Source organism: Pseudomonas sp. GD04091, from assembly GCF_029836165.1.
Taxonomy (GTDB): Bacteria; Pseudomonadota; Gammaproteobacteria; order Pseudomonadales; family Pseudomonadaceae; genus Aquipseudomonas.
Genome location: NZ_JAOEBG010000001.1, coordinates 194,553 through 213,213, shown reverse-complemented (window position 1 = coordinate 213,213; position 18,661 = coordinate 194,553). Strand labels below are relative to the sequence as shown.

20 protein-coding genes and 1 tRNA gene are annotated in these 18,661 nt (G+C 63.7%); 12 read left to right on the top strand and 9 right to left on the bottom strand.

The features are described from left to right. Positions 1-52 precede the first annotated feature (52 nt). Positions 53-129: transfer RNA gene (locus N7422_RS00955), tRNA-Arg, on the top strand. Positions 130-193: 64 nt separating this feature from the next. Here the strand turns inward: N7422_RS00955 and N7422_RS00950 are convergent. Then, positions 194-733 (bottom strand): hypothetical protein, encoded by a 540-nt coding sequence (locus tag N7422_RS00950; protein WP_279804684.1) that lies wholly within the window; start codon positions 731-733, stop codon positions 194-196. A 213-nt stretch (positions 734-946) separates the two neighbouring features. On the opposite strand from N7422_RS00950, the gene N7422_RS00945 reads away from it, so the two are divergent. Then, the gene (locus N7422_RS00945; RefSeq protein ID WP_279804683.1) at positions 947-1,945 is read left to right on the top strand and encodes a diguanylate cyclase; all 999 of its coding nucleotides are present in this window, start codon (positions 947-949) and stop codon (positions 1,943-1,945) included. Positions 1,946-2,037: 92 nt separating this feature from the next. On the opposite strand, the gene lpdA is transcribed toward N7422_RS00945, so the two are convergent. Genes lpdA through N7422_RS00925 form a run of 4 tightly spaced genes read right to left on the bottom strand, consistent with a single transcriptional unit; the run spans position 2,038 to position 6,981 of the window. Continuing rightward, positions 2,038-3,417, bottom strand: a complete 1,380-nt coding sequence (gene lpdA, locus N7422_RS00940) for a dihydrolipoyl dehydrogenase (protein WP_279804680.1) — start codon at positions 3,415-3,417, stop codon at positions 2,038-2,040. A 2-nt stretch (positions 3,418-3,419) separates the two neighbouring features. Next, on the bottom strand, positions 3,420-4,688 hold the full coding sequence (locus tag N7422_RS00935) for a dihydrolipoamide acetyltransferase family protein (protein ID WP_279804679.1): 1,269 nt from the start codon (positions 4,686-4,688) through the stop codon (positions 3,420-3,422). Then, positions 4,689-5,747 (bottom strand): alpha-ketoacid dehydrogenase subunit beta, encoded by a 1,059-nt coding sequence (locus N7422_RS00930; RefSeq protein WP_279804678.1) that lies wholly within the window; start codon positions 5,745-5,747, stop codon positions 4,689-4,691. 1 nt (position 5,748) lies between these two features. Further along, positions 5,749-6,981, bottom strand: a complete 1,233-nt coding sequence (locus N7422_RS00925) for a 3-methyl-2-oxobutanoate dehydrogenase (2-methylpropanoyl-transferring) subunit alpha (protein WP_279804677.1) — start codon at positions 6,979-6,981, stop codon at positions 5,749-5,751. Between the two features lie 198 nt (positions 6,982-7,179). Here N7422_RS00925 and bkdR point away from each other — a divergent pair, with 198 nt between their 5' ends. From bkdR to N7422_RS00910, 3 genes are all read left to right on the top strand, one after another. Then, entirely contained in the window at positions 7,180-7,668 is a 489-nt protein-coding gene (gene bkdR, locus N7422_RS00920; protein WP_028691050.1) for a Bkd operon transcriptional regulator BkdR, read from the top strand. Between the two features lie 229 nt (positions 7,669-7,897). Continuing rightward, positions 7,898-9,139 carry a glutamine synthetase family protein gene (locus N7422_RS00915; protein WP_279805090.1) on the top strand — a complete coding sequence of 414 codons (1,242 nt, stop codon included), beginning with the start codon at positions 7,898-7,900 and terminating at the stop codon, positions 9,137-9,139. A 130-nt stretch (positions 9,140-9,269) separates the two neighbouring features. Then, positions 9,270-10,598 carry an MFS transporter gene (locus N7422_RS00910; RefSeq protein WP_279804675.1) on the top strand — a complete coding sequence of 443 codons (1,329 nt, stop codon included), beginning with the start codon at positions 9,270-9,272 and terminating at the stop codon, positions 10,596-10,598. Positions 10,599-10,664: 66 nt separating this feature from the next. On the opposite strand, the gene N7422_RS00905 is transcribed toward N7422_RS00910, so the two are convergent. The 4 genes from N7422_RS00905 to flgA form a co-directional block, all read right to left on the bottom strand. Next, positions 10,665-11,408, bottom strand: coding sequence for a flagellar brake protein (locus N7422_RS00905; RefSeq protein WP_279804674.1), 744 nt, complete (start codon positions 11,406-11,408; stop codon positions 10,665-10,667). A gap of 80 nt (positions 11,409-11,488) precedes the next feature. Then, complete coding sequence (locus tag N7422_RS00900; protein ID WP_279804672.1) at positions 11,489-11,956, bottom strand: flagellar protein FlgN; 468 nt, start codon at positions 11,954-11,956, stop codon at positions 11,489-11,491. 47 nt (positions 11,957-12,003) lie between these two features. Continuing rightward, entirely contained in the window at positions 12,004-12,318 is a 315-nt protein-coding gene (gene flgM, locus N7422_RS00895) for a flagellar biosynthesis anti-sigma factor FlgM (protein WP_279804671.1), read from the bottom strand. 177 nt (positions 12,319-12,495) lie between these two features. Next, positions 12,496-13,245: a flagellar basal body P-ring formation chaperone FlgA gene (flgA, locus tag N7422_RS00890; RefSeq protein WP_279804670.1), complete on the bottom strand. Its 750-nt coding sequence runs from the start codon at positions 13,243-13,245 to the stop codon at positions 12,496-12,498. Positions 13,246-13,308: 63 nt separating this feature from the next. Here flgA and N7422_RS00885 point away from each other — a divergent pair, with 63 nt between their 5' ends. From N7422_RS00885 to N7422_RS00855, 7 genes are all read left to right on the top strand, one after another. Next, on the top strand, positions 13,309-14,238 hold the full coding sequence (locus N7422_RS00885) for a chemotaxis protein CheV (RefSeq protein ID WP_279804669.1): 930 nt from the start codon (positions 13,309-13,311) through the stop codon (positions 14,236-14,238). A 51-nt stretch (positions 14,239-14,289) separates the two neighbouring features. Then, the gene (gene cheR, locus N7422_RS00880) at positions 14,290-15,117 is read left to right on the top strand and encodes a protein-glutamate O-methyltransferase CheR (RefSeq protein WP_279804667.1); all 828 of its coding nucleotides are present in this window, start codon (positions 14,290-14,292) and stop codon (positions 15,115-15,117) included. A 313-nt stretch (positions 15,118-15,430) separates the two neighbouring features. Then, on the top strand, positions 15,431-15,838 hold the full coding sequence (flgB, locus tag N7422_RS00875; protein ID WP_279804665.1) for a flagellar basal body rod protein FlgB: 408 nt from the start codon (positions 15,431-15,433) through the stop codon (positions 15,836-15,838). Positions 15,839-15,840: 2 nt separating this feature from the next. After that, positions 15,841-16,284, top strand: coding sequence for a flagellar basal body rod protein FlgC (gene flgC, locus N7422_RS00870; protein WP_104445064.1), 444 nt, complete (start codon positions 15,841-15,843; stop codon positions 16,282-16,284). 13 nt (positions 16,285-16,297) lie between these two features. Next, positions 16,298-16,996 carry a flagellar hook assembly protein FlgD gene (gene flgD / locus N7422_RS00865; protein ID WP_279804664.1) on the top strand — a complete coding sequence of 233 codons (699 nt, stop codon included), beginning with the start codon at positions 16,298-16,300 and terminating at the stop codon, positions 16,994-16,996. A gap of 30 nt (positions 16,997-17,026) precedes the next feature. Continuing rightward, positions 17,027-18,349, top strand: a complete 1,323-nt coding sequence (gene flgE / locus N7422_RS00860) for a flagellar hook protein FlgE (protein WP_279804663.1) — start codon at positions 17,027-17,029, stop codon at positions 18,347-18,349. A gap of 66 nt (positions 18,350-18,415) precedes the next feature. Beyond that, positions 18,416-18,610: a hypothetical protein gene (locus N7422_RS00855; RefSeq protein WP_279804662.1), complete on the top strand. Its 195-nt coding sequence runs from the start codon at positions 18,416-18,418 to the stop codon at positions 18,608-18,610. The last annotated feature ends 51 nt before the right edge of the window (positions 18,611-18,661 follow it).

The following is an 18,661-nucleotide window of genomic DNA, read 5'->3' as shown; positions in this document are numbered from 1 at the left end:
TGGTTAACATGCTCGCCGTCTCTACCGCACAGCGTTCGTTGTCGGTTCCTGGGTCTCAGTAGCTCAATTGGATAGAGCATCCCCCTCCTAAGGGGAAGGTTGCAGGTTCAAATCCTGCCTGGGACGCCATCTCTGTTGCAGATTCGCGTAGGCAGCGAATGCCGCCCACCGCCGGAGCGGCGGGACACATCGATCAAAGTTCGGCAGTCTTCGGCTTTTCGTTGCCCGGCATGGTTGCGCGCCCGATCGGCTGGCCGTGTTGCGCCTGCTGTTCCAGCCTGGCCTGGGTCTTCATCCGCACATCTTCTTGCATGCGCTGGGCGATCAGCTCATCGACCCTCATCTTCTTTTCGGGCGGCAGTGCGTTGTACTCGTCCTCGGTCAGGCCCAGTTCCTGGAGGAGCTTCTCCTTGATCTTCTCTGCCGGTGACTTGGCCATGTAGTCACGGAATTCCTGCAGCGCGGCGGACCCCTCTTGCTTGCCGACGCTGGTTTGCTGGCGTGAGGAGGCGTCCGGGTTCTGCAGCATGATCATGAGCTTGGCAAAGGCTTCCTTGCGGTTGTCTTCGGCGCTTTGCTGCGAGGTGCTGCCCTGGCTGTTCTGCTGTGCGCCAGGCTTGCTGCTGGCCGTGACCGGCTGGAAGGTCGCGATCGGCGTTTGCGGCGGGTCACTGCCGGGTCGGTTCTGCGGTTGCACGGTCTGCCAGTTCAGACCATTCGCGCTGATGAGCATGGTTCCTCCATGAATGAATGTGCGTGCAGAGCAAAGGGCAAAAGCTGTGCCAGCAGGGGGCAGCTTGAAATAGGCCGCCCGGGCTATTCCGGCAGGCAGCTGCCCGGAATATGCTTGCCCGTCAGAGGAAGGGGTTTGCCGCCAGCGGCAAGCGTGATGAATACCGGCAGCACCGGGACCGGGCGCAGTTGCCGGATACGAGGGAGAGCGTCCATGAGTCAGGTAGCGAGGCCGGTCCCACCCGGTTTCACCACGCAGCAACTGCACACCCTGTTCGAGCTGATCAGCGATGGCATCTGGCACTGGGATGCCAACACTGGTTACGTCTATCGAAACCCAGGCTGGTACGCGATGCTGGGCTACGCCAGCCATTCGATGGCCAATACGGTGCTGACCTGGGAAAGCGTGATCCACCCGGAGGATTATCCTCGGGTGATGGCGCATTTCGAGGCTTACATCGATCAGCGCAATGAACGCTATCGCATCGAGTATCGCTGCCGTTGCCAGGACGGCAACTACCTGTGGATCGAAGACAGCGGACATATCATCGCGCGCAATGCGGATGGCTCGGTGGCGCGCATGCTAGGCGCCCACCGCAACGTCGATGCAGGCAAGCGCCTGCTGGCGGAGCTCGAGCAGCGCAACCAGTCGCTGGAGTGCCAGGTGGCCGATCGTACCCGTGAGCTCTCCTGGGTCAATCAGCAGTTGCAGCGGCAGCTGGACGAGAATCGTGAATTGGCCGAGCGCGACGCGCTCACCCGCACCGCCAACCGCTACCGGCTGGAAAAGACCCTGCACCAGGAGTGCGAACGGGCTCGACGCTTCCGTGAACCATTGGCGTTGATCACCATGGATCTGGACGACTTCAAGCCGATCAACGATCTGCACGGCCATGCCCGAGGCGACACAGCGTTGATCGAGGTGACCGAGCGCATCCGCACGTGCCTGCGGTCCCAGGATCTGCTCGCGCGTTGGGGAGGTGATGAATTTGCCGTGGTCCTGCCGCACAGCGGCCTCGATGAGGCACGCGCGATGGCACAGGCTATCCGGGCGGCAATGGCGGTGCTTGGGCCAATAGGCGTGTGCCAGCTGACGATGAGCTACGGCGTGGTGCAGTGGCAGGAGGGGGATGATGTCGAAGGTTTGCTCGCGCGCGCGGACAAGGCCCTGTATCGCGCCAAGGCGAAGGGCAAGAACGCCATTGCCGAGTGAGATGATGGGCGTGTCGCCCAGCTGAGAAAAAAGACCCGCGGCGCCAGGGGCGCAGCGGGCCAAATCGGCTATTGCCGCTTCAGTGTCTTGCGTTAGATGTGCAGGGCATGCCCCAGGGCGCGCAACGCCGCTTCCTGGACCGCTTCGCCAAGGGTCGGGTGGGCGTGGATGGTGCCGGCGATGTCTTCCAGCCGGGCGCCCATCTCCAGGGATTGGGCAAAGGCGCTGGACAGCTCGGAAACCGCTACGCCCACGGCTTGCCAACCCAGGATCAGGTGATTGTCACGACGGGCCACCACGCGCACGAAACCGCTTTTCGATTCCAGGCTCATGGCCCGGCCGTTGGCGGCGAAGGGGAACTGCGCAACGATGCAATCCACGCCCTGTTGGCTGGCCTGCTCCGGGGTCGTGCCGACCACCACCAGTTCCGGGTCGGTGAAGCACACCGCGGCAATGGCGCTGGGCTCGAAGCGCCGCGCCTTGCCGGCGATGATCTCGGCGACCATCTCGCCCTGGGCCATGGCTCGGTGCGCCAGCATCGGCTCGCCGGCCACGTCGCCGATGGCCCAGACATTGCGCATGCTGGTCTGGCAGCGCTCGTCGATGGCGATGGCCGCGCCGTTCATCTTCAGGTCCAGGCTTTCCAGGCCGAAGCCCAGGGTGCGTGGGCGACGACCCACGGCCACCAGTACCTGATCGGCCTCCAGGCACAGTTGGCCGCCCTGGCTGTCGCGAGCCAGCAGGCAACCATCGGCATAGCCTTCGACACTGTGACCCAGATACAGCTCGATGCCGAGCTTCTTGATCGAGTCCGCCACTGGCGCGGTCAGCTCGGCGTCGTAGGTCGGCAGGATGCGCTCGCGGGCTTCCACCACGCTGACCTTGGCGCCGAGCTTGCGGTAGGCGATACCCAGCTCCAGGCCGATATAGCCGCCGCCGACCACCACCAGGTGCCGTGGCAGCGCCTTGGGCGCCAGGGCCTCGGTGGAGGAGATGATCGGCCCGCCGATGGGTAGCATCGGCAATTCGACGCTGCCGGAGCCGGTGGCCAGCAGCAGGTGCTCGCACTGGATGCGCTGGCCATCGACCTCGACGCTCTTGCCATCGAGAATTTTCGCCCAGCCGTGAATCACCTTCACGCCATGCTTCTTCAGCAGCGCGGCGACGCCGCTGGTGAGGCGGTCGACGATGCCATCCTTCCATTCGACGCTGCGGCTGATGTCCAGGCGTGGCGAGGACACGCTGATCCCCAGCGCCGACTGTTCGGTGTAGCGGCTGGTCTGGTGGAACTGCTCGGCCACGTGAATCAGCGCCTTCGAGGGAATGCAGCCGATGTTCAGGCAGGTGCCGCCCAGCGCCTGACCTTCGACCAACACGGTGGGGATGCCCAGTTGCCCGGCGCGGATGGCGGCCACGTAGCCGCCGGGGCCGCCACCGATGATCAGCAGGGTGGTGTCGATAATCGGTTGCATGGTCACTCCACGAACAGGCAGGCAGGTTGTTCCAGCAGGCCGCGCATGGCCTGGATGAACAGTGCGGCATCCATGCCGTCGACCACGCGATGGTCGAACGAGCTGGACAGGTTCATCATCTTGCGCACGACGATCTGGCCATCGATCACCACCGGTCGCTCGACCATGCGGTTGACGCCGACGATCGCCACTTCCGGGGTGTTGACCACCGGGGTGCTGACGATGCCGCCGAGCGCGCCCAGGCTGGTCAGGGTGATGGTCGAGCCGGACAGCTCCTCGCGACTGGCCTTGTTGCTGCGGGCGGCGTTGGCCACACGGGCGATCTCGGCGGCGTTGCTCCATAGGCTGCCGGCTTCGGCGTGGCGCAGTACCGGCACCATCAGGCCGTTGTCACCTTGGGTGGCGATGCCGACATGCACCGCGCCGTGGCGGGTGATGACCTGGGCTTCGTCGTCGTAGGTGGCGTTGATCTGCGGGAAGTCGCGCAGGGCGACGACCATCGCACGCACCAGGAACGGCAGCAGGGTCAGCTTGCCACGGCTCTCGCCGTACTTGGCATTGAACTGCTGACGCAGGGCTTCCAGCGCGGTCACGTCGATCTCCTCGACGTAGCTGAAGTGGGCGACACGGCGCTTGGCGTCCTGCATGCGCTGGGCGATCTTGCGGCGCAGGCCGATCACCGGCACCTGCTCGCTGTCGGTGCGCCTGGCATAACCGCCCGGCGCTTGTCCGGCGCCGCTCTGTGGCTTGCTGATGAACGCATCGAGGTCTTCGTGAAGGATGCGCCCGGCCGGGCCGCTGCCATGGACGTAGCGCAGTTCGACGCCGGCATCGAGGGCGCGCTTGCGTACGGCGGGGGAGGCCAGTGGTTTTTCATGGGCCTCGCGCGGCACGATCGGTGCCGCGGCATGGGTGGCGGCAGCCTGAGGCGGCGCTTCGACGCGCGGTTGCGGCTTGCTGTCGACGTTCACTGGCGCAGGTGCCGGTTCGACCGGCTTGGCCTGGGGCGTATCGACATGGTTGCCGCTGCCCTCGACTTCGATGCGGATCAGCTCGCTGCCGACCGCCATCACCTCACCCGGCTGGCCGCCCAGGGCCAGCACCTTGCCGCTGACCGGCGAAGGGATTTCCACGGTGGCCTTGTCGGTCATGACATCGGCCACCACCTGGTCCTCGGCGATTACATCGCCGACCTTGACGAACCATTCCACCAACTCGACCTGCGCGATGCCTTCGCCGATGTCCGGCATCTTGATGACGTGCGTGCCCATTCAGACCTCCATGACCCGTTTCAATGCCGCGCCTACCCGCGAAGGGCCGGGGAAGTAGGCCCATTCCTGTGCGTGAGGGTAGGGAGTGTCCCAGCCGGTGACGCGCTCGATGGGCGCTTCGAGGTGATGGAAGCAGTGCTCCTGGACCAGCGACACCAGTTCGGCGCCGAAACCACAGGTGCGGGTGGCTTCGTGCACGACCACGCAGCGGCCGGTCTTCTTCACCGACTCGACGATGGTCTCCAGGTCCAGCGGCCACAGGCTGCGCAGGTCGATGACCTCGGCGTCCACGCCGGTCTCTTCGGCGGCCACTTGCGAGACATACACGGTGGTGCCGTAGGTCAGCACGGTGACATCGTTGCCCGGGCGGGTGATCACCGCCTTGTCCAGCGGCACGCTGTAGTAGCCATCCGGCACGGCGCTGTGCGGGTGCTTGGACCATGGTGTTACCGGACGGTCGTGGTGGCCGTCGAACGGGCCGTTGTACAGGCGCTTGGGCTCGAGGAAGATCACCGGATCGTCGCATTCGATCGAGGCGATCAGCAGGCCTTTGGCGTCGTAGGGGTTCGATGGCATGACCGTGCGCAGGCCGCAGACCTGGGTGAACATCGCCTCGGGGCTCTGGCTGTGGGTCTGGCCGCCATAGATGCCGCCGCCGCAAGGCATGCGCAGGGTCAGCGGCGAGATGAACTCGCCCGCCGAGCGATAACGCAGGCGCGCCATCTCGGAAACGATCTGGTCGGAAGCAGGATAGAAGTAGTCGGCGAACTGGATCTCGACCACCGGGCGCAGGCCATAGGCGCCCATGCCCACGGCGGTGCCGACGATGCCGCTCTCGGAGATCGGCGCATCGAACACGCGCGACTTGCCGTACTTGGCCTGCAGGCCCTCGGTGCAGCGGAACACGCCGCCGAAGTAGCCAACGTCCTGGCCATAGACCACCACGTTGTCATCGCGCTCGAGCATGACATCCATGGCCGAGCGCAGGGCCTGGATCATGGTCATGGTGGTGGTGGACATGGCGTTTTCCAGATGGATGCTGTTGTTGTGATCGTTCATCTCAGACCCCCAGTTCCTGGCGCTGACGGCGCAGGTGGTCGGGCATTTCCTTGTACACGTCCTCGAACATCGAGGCGGCGCTGGGGATATGGCCATTGCTCAGGGTGCCGAACTGCTCGGCATCCTTCTGCGCCTTGATCACCTCGGCTTCAAGCTCGGCGGTGACCGCCTGGTGTTCTTCCTCGGACCAGTGACCGAGCTTGATCATGTGCTGCTTGAGGCGGGCGATCGGGTCGCCGAGCGGGAAATGGTTCCAGTCGTCGGCCGGGCGGTACTTGGACGGATCGTCCGAAGTGGAGTGCGGGCCGGCGCGGTAGGTGACCCACTCGATCAGCGTTGGGCCCAGGCCGCGGCGGGCGCGTTCGGCGGCCCAGCGCGAGGCGGCGTAGACGGCGATGAAGTCATTGCCGTCGACCCGCAGCGAAGCGATGCCGCAACCCACGCCACGGCCGGCGAAGGTGGTCGACTCGCCACCGGCGATGGCCTGGAAGGTGGAGATCGCCCACTGGTTGTTGACCACGTTGAGGATCACCGGGGCGCGATAGACGTGGGCGAATGTCAGGGCGGTATGGAAGTCGGACTCGGCGGTGGCGCCGTCGCCGATCCAGGCCGAGGCGATTTTCGTGTCGCCCTTGATCGCCGAGGCCATGGCCCAGCCGACCGCTTGCACGAACTGGGTGGCCAGGTTGCCGCTGATGGTGAAGAAGCCGGCCTCGCGCACCGAATACATGATCGGCAGCTGGCGGCCCTTGAGCGGGTCGCGGGTGTTGGACAGCAGTTGGCAGATCATGTCCACCAGCGACACGTCGCGGGCCATGAGGATGCTCTGCTGGCGGTAGGTGGGGAAGCACATGTCGCTGCGGTTCAGGGCCAGCGCCTGGCCGCTGCCGATGGCTTCCTCGCCCAGACTCTGCATGTAGAAGGACATCTTCTTCTGGCGCTGGGCGACCACCATGCGGCTGTCGAAGATGCGCGTCTTGAGCATGGCGCGCATGCCCTGGCGCAGCACTTGCGGATCGACGTCCGCGGCCCAGGGGCCAACGGCGTCGCCATGCTCGTTGAGCACGCGAACAAGGCTGTAGGAAAGGTCTGCCGTGTCGGCAGGCTCCACGTCGATGGGCGGTTTACGGACTTGACCCGCGTCGTTCAGGCGCAGGTAGGAAAAATCGGTCTGGCAGCCTGGCCGGCCTGTAGGCTCGGGCACATGCAGACGCAGGGGGGCGTACTCGTTCATTGCTTTTTACGCTCGCTCGAATGTTGTTTTTGTGAGCTTTGAAGCGGCCGCCGCTGAGTACCGGCTCGTGACTGGCAAGTCAGCGTCTTTTACATCATAGGGGGACGGCAGGAGAATTTTTCTCTCATGTTCATTGCCTTTGTCCTGCGGCGCAGATAAACATTCCGTACAAACACAAAAGCCAGGTGAATTTGTCTCATGCGCAAACTGGATCGCACCGATATCGGCATTCTCAACAGCCTGCAGGAAAACGCCCGGATCACCAACGCCGAGCTGGCGCGCTCGGTCAACCTGTCGCCCACGCCGTGCTTCAACCGGGTCAAGGCGATGGAGGAACTGGGGGTGATTCGCCAACAGGTGACGCTGTTGTCGCCGGAGGCGTTGGGGCTGGATGTCAATGTGTTCATTCACGTCAGCCTGGAAAAGCAGGTGGAGCAATCACTGCACCGCTTCGAAGAGGAGATTGCAGAGCGGCCCGAGGTGATGGAGTGCTACCTGATGACCGGCGATCCGGACTATCTGCTGCGGGTGCTGCTACCGAGCATCCAGGCGCTGGAGCGATTTCTCGATTACCTGACCCGGTTGCCGGGGGTGGCGAACATCCGCTCCAGCTTTGCCTTGAAGCAGGTGCGCTACAAGACTGCGCTGCCGCTGCCGGCCAATGGCATGACCTTGCGTGAGCAGTAGGCCTGCACCGGCCTTTTCGCGAAGCGGGCTCCACCGACCCTGGGGTGCTTGATATTTTAAACACCCCTGGCCTATGTTGTGCCCGTCGCCATTCCCGGCATGCGAAAACAACAAGAAGGATAGCGTCATGACGACCGAAGGCCCGCACACCCAGGTTGAACACCTGCAGGGCATCGACGAAATCGAGTGTGTCACCCCCGACCTCAATGGCGTTGCGCGCGGCAAGGTGATGACCGCCGAGGGCTTCCTCGAAGGCCGCCGCCTGCAGATGGCCCGTGGTGTACTGCTGCAATGCATCATGGGCGGTTACCCGCCCGCGAAATTCTACGGCAGCGACGATGGCGACCTGGCGCTGGTGGCCGATCCCGGCCAGATCCATCGTTTGCCCTGGAGCGACGAGCCCCGCGCCCTGGCCATCTGTGACGCGGTGGAACTCGACGGCGCGCCCTCGGGGTTGTCGAGTCGCGGCCAGCTCAAGGCGGTGATCGCTCGCTACGCGGCGCGTGGTCTGGCGCCGGTGGTGGCCACCGAACTGGAGTTCTTTGTCTTCGCCCCCAATACCGATCCGACCCAGCCGTTCCAGCCGCCGCTGGGCAAGGACGGTCGCCGGGAAATGGGCCATTCGGCATTCAGCGTCAGCTCCAACAACGGCCTGCGCCCGTTCTTCAACGAGGTCTACCAGTGCATGGCCGCGCTGGGGCTGCCCCGCGACACCTTCATGCACGAGATGGGCGTCAGCCAGTTCGAGATCAACCTGCTGCACGGTGACCCGCTGCTGCTGGCCGACCAGACGTTCCTGTTCAAGCACCTGCTCAAGGAAGTCGCGCTGCGCCATGGCCTGACCGTGGTGTGCATGGCCAAGCCGTTGGCGCATACCCCCGGCAGTTCGATGCACATCCACCAGAGCCTGGTCGAGATCGCCAGCGGGCGTAATGTATTCAGCGACGAGCAGGGCAGGGCGACCGATACCTTCCACCATTTCATCGGTGGGCTGCAGGCCTGCCTGGCCGACTTCACCGTGCTGTTCGCGCCCAACGTCAACTCCTACCAGCGCCTGTGCCACCCCTATGCCTCGCCGAACAATGCCTGCTGGTCCGAAGACAACCGCGCCGCGGGGTTGCGCATCCCCGCCAGTTCGCCTGTCGCGCGGCGGGTGGAGAACCGCCTGCCGGGGGCAGACGCCAACCCTTACCTGGCCATCGCCGCCAGCCTCGCCGCCGGCCTGCACGGTATCGAGCGGCAGATCGCGCCGGCGCCCGCCATTCAGGGAGAGTTTGAAGTGCCGGAGCACCTGAGCCTGCCCTGCACCCTGCATGCCGCGCTGGAGCGCCTCAAGCGCAGCGCCCTGGCGCGGGAACTGTTCGGCGAGGAGTTCATCGAAGGCTACATCGCCAGCAAGACCCTCGAGCTCACCGATTTCTTCGGCGAGATCACGCCGTGGGAGCGTCGGGTGCTGGCGGCGCAGGCCTGAGCGCGACACGACCGCTACTGGATGCGCCCCTTGCGGCGACTTTCGCTGCCGGGGGCCTGCGCCGGGGCCGTTTTGCTCTTATGCTTGCCTGCAACTCAACGCCACCGGTTCAAGGAGCTTGACGGGACGTATGCGAAACATCTGGAAGCCGTTTCAGTCGCTGTACTTCGCTGCCCTGATGATGCTGATCGGCTCCGGTCTGCTCAGTACCTACCTGGCGCTGCGCCTGGCCGCAGACCATGTCGACAGCCTGTGGATCGGTGCGTTGATGGCTGCCAACTACTTCGGCCTGGCGGTCGGCGGCAAGGTGGGGCACCGGCTGATCGGTCGGGTCGGGCATATCCGCGCCTATGCCACCTGCGCCGGTATCGTCGGCGCGGCGGTGCTCGGGCATGGCCTGACCAACTGGCTGCCGGCCTGGGTCGGGCTGCGGATGATCGTTGGCCTGGGGATGATGTGCCAGTACATGGTCATCGAGAGCTGGCTCAATGAACAGGCCGATGCCAAGCATCGCGGGGCGGTGTTCAGCGGCTACATGATCGCCTCCTACCTGGGGCTGGTGCTCGGCCAGCTGATCCTGGTGGTGCATCCGCAACTGGGGCCTGAGCTGCTGATGCTGGTCGCCATGTGCTTCGCGCTGTGCCTGGTGCCGGTGGCGATGACCCGGCGCATTCACCCCGCCCCCCTGCGGCCGGCACCGATGGAGCCGAAGTTCTTCATCAAGCGGGTGCCGCAATCGCTGTCCACGGTGCTGGGTTCGGGCCTGATCGTCGGCTCCTTCTATGGCCTGGCGCCGCTGTACGCGGCCAATCAGGGGCTTTCCACCGAGCAGATCGGTCTGTTCATGGGCAGCTGCATCTTTGCCGGGCTGGTGGTGCAGTGGCCGCTGGGCTGGCTGTCCGACCGTTACGACCGTGCCGTGCTGATTCGCAGCGTGGCCATCGGCCTGGCATTGGCCTCGGCGCCGCTGGCCATCCTGCCGGGCGTGCCGCTGGCGCTATTGTTCGCCATCGGTTTCGTCATTTCGCTGCTGCAGTTCTGCCTGTATCCCCTGGCGGTGGCGTTTTCCAACGACCATGTGGAAAGCGAGCGGCGGGTGTCGCTGACCGCCATGCTGCTGGTGACCTATGGTGTCGGCGCCTGCATCGGGCCGCTGGCGGCCGGGGTGCTGATGAAGCTGCTTGGGCCGCAGATGCTGTATGCCTTCTTCCTGTTCTTCGCCCTGGTTCTGGTATGGCGAATCCGACCCAAGGCGGTCACTGGGCTGCATCAGGTGCAGGATGCGCCATTGGGGCACGTGGCGATGCCGGCGGCGGGTTCGCCATTGTCGGCGGCGCTCGACCCGCGGGTCGACGAGCAGACGGTGCAGGAAGTGATGCAGGCGCCGGTGGCGGCGGAGGATACCGAGGAAGAGGCGGGGGCGGAGCCGCAAGGCGAGGTGGGCAAGTCGGTGTCCTAGGCGGTGTGCCCGGGCCCCAACGAAAACGCCACCCGAGGGGTGGCGTTTTTCATGTACGGGCGACGATCAGTAGTCGTCCTTGTCGAACCGTCGCGCTTCGCGCTGCAACTGATAGACGAAGCTCTCGATCTTGCGCTGCGCCTGGCCGTTCAGGTTGTGGAAGCGCACGCCGGCGAAGGTGGTGTTGATGCGTTCCTCGAAGTGCAGGTGGCGCAGTTCGACCAGGGTATCGGTCAGCCCCAGCGGATTGCCGGCCTTGAAGCGTTCATACACCTGGCCCAGTTGCAGGCGATCTTCGACATTGCCTTCGAAACGCAGCTTGCAGCCGGTGGCGGAGATATCCAGCAACTTGCCGCGCAAGGCGCCATTGCCTTTGAGATGAGTGCCGTCGAGCACGATATCGACCAGTTGCGACAGCTTCAGCGCGGCGCGGAAGGCGTTGCGGCGCTGGTGATAGGTCATCTCCACGGGCAGCGGGCCACGGTAGCAGCGGTGGCCGTCGATTTCGCTGATGGTCAGCGGTGTGCTGCTTTCCCAGGCAATGCGTACGCCGTCGTGGAAGCCTTCGATGCGGAACGGCTCGCCGTTCTCGATGTACTTTTCGCCGTCTCGGGGAATCATTTCATCCAGCGCCAGAGTGCCCGCGTCCTTGTCGACGTGCACCACGTAGCTCTGAAACCGCTGGCTGCGTTCATGGAAGCTGATGATCAGCGGGTCGTGGCTCTCCAGCAGCTGGCGCAGGTTGGCCGTGATCTCCAAAGGGGTGCTCAGCACCTTCGGTGGCTGGGGAGCATCGGATTCATTGAACACGGGTTATCAATCTCCAGGCAAAAGCGACACACGCAAGTAACGGCATTTTGCCAGTATGTTCCGTGGCTTGATAGAACTAATCACACTTGGCTGATGGCGCGGGGCTTGGCCATTGGCGAGGTGCCGCCACGGCTGTCGTAGAGCGACGGAGAGTCGCCGCCCTGGAGGATCCTGATCTGGTTGGCCGTAACGTGTTGCTGCACCTGGATGATCTGGCCGTTGGTCTGGTTGACCTGTTGGCAGGCATCCATCAATTCGCCCAGCGCGTCGAGCCGGCTCATGATGGCTTCGCCATTGCTCGACTGAGCGGCGAGCGCTTGCGCGCCTGCGCGGTCGGCGCTCAGGCCCAGGCTCTGGAGCAGCTGGCTGCGCCGCGTACCCTGCTGTTCGAGCAAGATGATCAACGATTGCTTGCGGGCCAGGATCTGCTCCAGGGCCGCCATGTCTCGCCCGTGCAGGGCTATCGCTTCGTTCTGCAGGAGCTCGAGCAGCTCCTGCGCCGGGGCGATGTCGTTTTCGATCAGTTGCAGCAGGGTGATGTCGTGCATGGCTAACTCTTGGCGTGTTGCGTCCTGGAAGTCAGCGCTCCTGGCGGTCAGCGCTGGGCTTCGAAATCAAGCAGCTTGCTGGCGACCCGGTCGGCGTCGACCTTGTAGCTGCCGTCTGCGATCGCCTGTTTCAACTCGGCCACGCGGGCACTGTTGACGGTCGGCTGATCGCGCAGCTTGTCGCTGATCTTCTGCAATTGCTGGGCCTCAGGGCTCAGATGTACCGCTTCTCCGCTGGTGTCGGCGCGCTTTGGCGCCTGGCTGGCTTCGCCGGCCTTCTCGGCGTTGCCGGGTGCGGCATTGCCGCGAACACCGCCCGTGACGGACGGAGAATTATTCAAACGACTGAAGTCGATGACCATGATCAGAACCCCTGGGTATTAGGACGCATGCCTGGTTTTCGGCCAACCCGAAAGAAACTTTAGGCAACAATGCATCAGTGCCTGAAAGCCGGCTTGCGCCACCCGATTTCCGACACAGTTTAGGGTGCGCGGTTGCGTATCGCCAGCCTTGCGTCGTTATCCTGGCGCCCCTGGCGCCTACATGGCCACCTCGACCTGCCCAGGCCCGGTCACGCGCGCCTTCACCACGCGCTTGGAATTGAGGTTGCGCACCCGGATCTGAGTCTGCAGGCCACCTTTGTCCAGGGCCTCGCCGGGCATGCGCACGCTCAGGCTGCCACTGCGTGCGACGATCACCACGTGGTCGCCCTTGCGCACCACCTCGGCCTGTTCCAGGTGTTGCTGGGTCAGGACCTGGTCGAGCACCGTCGGGCGCAGCAGTTTCATGCCGACCGCCTGGTCCAGCTGGGTCAGATAGCCGGGGCCGAGGCTGCCCACGTCGCGTTCGCGCAGGGCCACGTCGCCTTCGCCGACCACGCTTTCGCGCTTGAGCGGGCGGGTCATCACCACCACGTCGCGCAACAGGCGCACCTGGGCGGGCACGAACACGGTCCAGGGGGCCGCGCCGTCGCAACGTACCTTCACCGTGACCCTGCCCAGTGGCGTCGAGCTCTCCAGCGAGGCGTCGAGCTGCTGGCCGCACAGCGGCATGCGCAGCCGTGGGTCGAGGGTGTTGACCTGGATCTCGTAGCGGCCTGGCGTCTGGGTGGTCGCCAGATAATCCTCCACGGTGAATTCAAGAAACCCTTGAGTGACACCGATAAGCTGTTCAGGCAAGGTAAAAGCGTCCGCCAGCGTACGAACGCCCGGTACCAGCAGGCACACTGCGGTCAGCGAGCCGGCCAGCAGGCGCGTCAGTCGTCGGAAAAATGTCGTTTTCATGTACATGGCGTTCAAAAAAGCAAAGCCCGTGCCGATTTGGTACACAGGCATTCGTTGAAGGAGTCCGGCATGGCTGGAGTGATGGATTCGGTCAACCAGCGCACGCAGCTGGTGGGGCAGAACCGCCTGGAGTTGCTGTTGTTCCGCCTCAATGGCGACCAGCTCTATGGCATCAATGTGTTCAAGGTACGGGAAGTGCTGCAGTGCCCGGAACTGACGCTGCTGCCCAAATCCCATCCGGTGGTGCGGGGTGTGGCCAATATTCGCGGGGCGACCATTCCGATCCTGGACCTGTCGATGGCGACCGGTCTGCCGGGGCTGCAGGAAGAAACCCGCAACAGTTTCGTGATCATCACCGAATACAACACCAAGACCCAGGGCTTCCTGGTGCATTCGGTCGAGCGCATCGTCAACATGAACTGGGAGGAGATCCATCCGCCACCCAAGGGCACAGGGCGTGATCACTATCTGACGGCGGTCACCCGGGTCGACAATCGCATGGTCGAGATCATCGATGTGGAGAAGGTGCTGGCCGAGGTGGCGCCGTCCTCCGAGTCGGTGTCGGCGGGTGTGGTGGATGCCGAGGTGCAGGACAAGGCCGTGCTGCTGCGGGTGCTGACGGTCGACGATTCGTCGGTGGCGCGCAAGCAGGTCAGCCGCTGCCTGCAGACCGTGGGCGTCGAAGTGGTGGCCCTCAACGATGGTCGTCAGGCCCTGGACTACCTGCGCAAGCTGGTGGACGAAGGCAAGCGCCCGGAGGACGAGTTCCTCATGATGATCTCGGATATTGAAATGCCGGAGATGGACGGCTATACCCTCACCGCGGAGATTCGCAGCGATCCGCGCATGCAAAAGCTGCACATCTGCCTGCATACTTCGTTGTCCGGGGTATTCAACCAGGCCATGGTCAAGAAGGTCGGCGCCGATGACTTCCTGGCCAAGTTCAAGCCGGACGACCTCGCCCAGCGCGTGGTCGACCGGATCAAGGCGACCCATTGAAACGGCCGGGGCCCGTCCCCGGCGCTAGCGATTTAGAAAGAGGCGGCAGCATTGTCTACGGGTAATTTGGATTTCGAACAGTTCCGGGTCTTCCTGGAGAAAGCCTGTGGCATCCTGCTGGGCGAGAATAAGCAGTACCTGGTCTCCAGCCGTCTCAACAAGCTGATGGAACAGCAGGGCATCAAGTCGCTCGGCGAGCTGGTGCAACGTATCCAGACCCAGCCGCGCAGCGGGCTGCGAGAGCAGGTGGTCGACGCCATGACCACCAACGAGACACTGTGGTTCCGCGATACCTATCCCTTCGAGGTGCTCAAGAGCAAGGTGATCCCGGAATTCATCAGGAACAACCCGGGGCAGCGCCTGCGCATCTGGTCGGCGGCGTGCTCCTCGGGGCAGGAGCCGTATTCGCTGTCCATGGCCATCGACGAGTTCGAGCGCAGCAATCTCGGGCAATTGAAGATGGGCGCGCAGATTGTCGCCACCGACCTGTCCGGGGCCATGCTGAACAACTGCAAGACTGGCGAGTACGACAGCCTGGCCATTGCCCGTGGCTTGTCGCAGGAGCGCCTGCAGCGCTACTTCGATCCCAAGGGGCCGGGTCGCTGGGCGGTCAAGTCGCCGATCCGCAGCCGTGTCGAGTTTCGTTCGTACAACCTGCTGGACAGCTACGCGCCGCTGGGCAAGTTCGACATCGTGTTCTGTCGCAATGTGCTGATCTACTTCTCGGCCCAGGTCAAGAAGGACATCCTCATGCGCATCCACGGGACGCTCAAGCCAGGTGGCTACCTGTTCCTGGGGGCGTCCGAGGCGCTCAACGGCCTGCCCGACCACTATCAGATGGTCCAGTGCAGTCCGGGGATCATCTACCAGGCCAAGTGAAGCAGGCCAAAGGGCCGGTATCGTGAGATGCCGGCCTTTTCGTTTGCAGTGCCCGTGGGGGTGGGCTTGCTGGCGAAAAAGATGGCGCAGTTCTTGATGGGATGGTGACGTCAATTTTTTGTTTTGCCGCTTTTGCCGCCCGTTAATTGCCGCTTTCCCTGCGTCGAGCGGAAGCTGTTTGCCGCTTTTCTGGCATCGCTTTGCGGGTATCCCGTCCTCAGACCCAGTATTCAAAGGCTTTACGTGGCTTGGCACAGCCCTTGCTATACCTTCGCCAACGACATTCCGGTCGACCTTCGAAGGTTTCCCCGACATGAGCATCAGCTTCGACAAGGCGCTTGGCATCCACGAAAAGGCACTGGGCTTCCGCGCCCAGCGCGCCGAGGTGCTGGCCAACAACATCGCCAATGCCGACACGCCCAACTACAAGGCGCGCGACATGGATTTCTCGTCGGTGCTCGCCGCCGAGGCCGACAAGCAGCAGAACGGGCGCATCGCCCTGGAGCGGACCAATAACCGCCATATCGAGGCCCAGGGCCTGGCGATGGCCGACGACACGCTGCAGTACCGCACGCCCATGCAGCCGTCCATCGACCAGAACACCGTCGATGCGCAGATCGAGCAATCGAACTACACGGAAAACGCCGTTGGCTTCCAGGCCAGCTTCACCTTGCTCAACAGTAAATTCAAAGGGCTGGTATCGGCCCTGCGCGGAGAGTGACCATGTCCCTTGCCAGTGTCTTCAATATCGCCGGTAGCGGCATGAGCGCGCAGAACACGCGCCTGAACACCGTCGCCTCGAACATTGCCAACGCCGAGACGGTCTCGTCGAGCATCGACCAGACCTACCGTGCCCGCCACCCCGTGTTCGCCACCACCTTCCAGCAGGCCCAGGCCGGCGCCGGCCAGTCGTTGTTCGAGGATCAGGGCGAAGCAGGGCAGGGTGTGCAGGTCAAGGGCATCATCGAGGACCAGAGCAACCTCGAGGCACGCTACGAACCCAACCACCCGGCGGCGAACAAGGATGGCTACGTCTACTACCCGAACGTCAACGTGGTCGAGGAGATGGCCGACATGATCTCCGCCAGCCGAGCGTTCCAGACCAACGCCGAGCTGATGAACACCGCCAAGAACATGATGCAGAAGGTGCTGACCCTGGGTCAGTAAGCACGGAGCCGCCATGACTACCACCAATACCAACACCGAGGTCGGCAGCTCTTACCTGACGTCGCTGCAGAAGCCGACCAGCAAGAACGACAGCAGCACCGGCCAGGCCGGTAGCGCGCTGGGCAAGGATGCGTTCCTGCAGTTGCTGGTGACGCAGATGAAGAACCAGAACCCGCTCGATCCCCAGGACAACGGCGAGTTCGTCGCGCAGCTGGCGCAGTTCAGCAGCCTGGAGGGCATCCAGTCGCTGAAGGAATCGGTCGACGGCATCCTCACCGGTATCGGTTCGTCCCAGGCGCTGCAGGCGACGTCCCTGGTCGGTCGTTCGGTGATCGTGCAGAGCGACAAGGCCGTGGTCGACACCACCAAGAGTTTCACCGGCCAAGTGGTGGTGCCGCAGAACATCACCGAAGGCAAGGTCACCATCAAGGACAAGGACGGCAAGGTGGTCAAGACCATCGAGCTGCCGGCGCAGAAGGCCGGTACCGCCGATTTCATCTGGGATGGCACCAACGACAAGGGCGAGAAGGTCGATCCGGGCAACTACACCTTCACCGCCGAGACCAAGGTCGATGGCAAGGCCAAGACGCTGGCCACGTTGCTGCCGGCCAAGGTCAACAGTGTCAGCTTCCAGAACGGCAGCGAGATGATGCTCGACCTGGCCGGCATCGGCAAAGTCGGCATCTCCAAAGTCACCACCATCGGAATTTAACGCCGCAGAATCGGCACAAGGAGCGAGTACATGTCTTTCAATATCGGCCTTAGCGGTCTCTATGCGGCGAACAAGTCCCTTAACGTGACCGGCAACAACATTGCCAACGTCGCGACCACCGGCTTCAAGGCGTCGCGCGCGGAGTTCGGCGACCAGTACTCCCAGTCCATCCGCGGCACCGCCGGCGGCAAGACCCAGGTGGGCAGCGGCGTGAAGACCATGGCGGTCTCGCAGATGTTCAACCCGGGCAACATCAATGGCACGGGCCAGGCGCTGGACATGGCCATCGATGGTAACGGCTTCTTTGCCCTGAACGACAATGGCTCGCGCATCTACACCCGCTCCGGCGCCTTCTACAGCGACAAGGAAGGCTATGTCGTCAACGCCAACGGCGCCAACCTGCAGGGTTACGCGGTGGACGAGAGCGGCAAGGTCATCCCGGGCGTGCTGACCAACCTGAAGATCGATACCTCGAACCTGGCGCCGAAGCCGACCGGTCGCATTTCCGAAACCGTCAACCTGAACTCCAGTGCCGATCAGCCGAAGGTGACGCCGTTCGATCCGACCAACGTCAACAGCTACAACTACACCTTCAATACTCCGGTCTACGACAGCCAGGGTAACGAACACCAGATGAACCAGTACTTCGTCAAGGATACCGGCACCAACTCCTGGACCATGTACACCACCATCGATGGTCGCAACCCGGCCGATCCGACCCTGGCCACGCCGTTGGTGAACAAGCTGCCGTTCACCTCCGGGGGGCAGCTCAATACCGCGGCCATGACTGCCGGCCCGGTCACCGGTGGCCTGACCATCGGCGCCGACAAGACCTTCCAGCTGGCCAACTGGGTCCCGGCCGAGAAGAACGCCGCAGGTACCTGGGTGGGCAATGGCGCCACCGCGCGGGCCGGGGGCGTGACCCTGGACATGCTGGCCACCACCCAGTACAACGCAGCCTCGGCCACCACCGCCAAGGACCAGGACGGCTATGCCACCGGTGAGCTCGCCGGCCTGACCGTCGACCAGAGCGGCAACATGTTCGCCAACTTCACCAATGGCCAGAACAAGGTGATCGGTCAGGTGGTGGTCGCCAACTTCGCCAACCTGCAGGGATTGACCCCGGTCGGCGCCACCGCCTGGAAGGAATCGTATGCCTCTGGCGTGCCGATCATCGGCGAGCCGGACACCGGCACGCTGGGGCGCATCGCCGGCAGCTCCCTGGAAGACTCCAACGTCGACCTGACCGGTGAGCTGGTCAACCTGATCAAGGCGCAGAGCAACTACCAGGCCAACGCCAAGACCATCTCCACCGAAAGCACCATCATGCAGACCATCATCCAGATGACCTGATGACCATGGCCAGGCGAAGCCCCTGCTTGCAGGGGCTTTTTCACGTCTGGCCTGCCGGAGGATGTCATGAAGAAGATGCCGATGATCGTGGTCGTGACGGGGGCGCTGCTGGTCGCGCTCTCGCTGCGTGCCGCGCCAGCGCCCTGGTACCAGTGGCAAAGCCTGGCGACCGGGCGCTACATGTGCTCGGCCACCGATCCGGGGGAGGGCTGGAAGCGTCATTCCGGGCCCTACAGCAATGGTGCCTGTCGGGCCAACTGACGGGGTGTTGCCGCCGGCGGCAAACATTCGCCGACAAACTGACGCTCCACG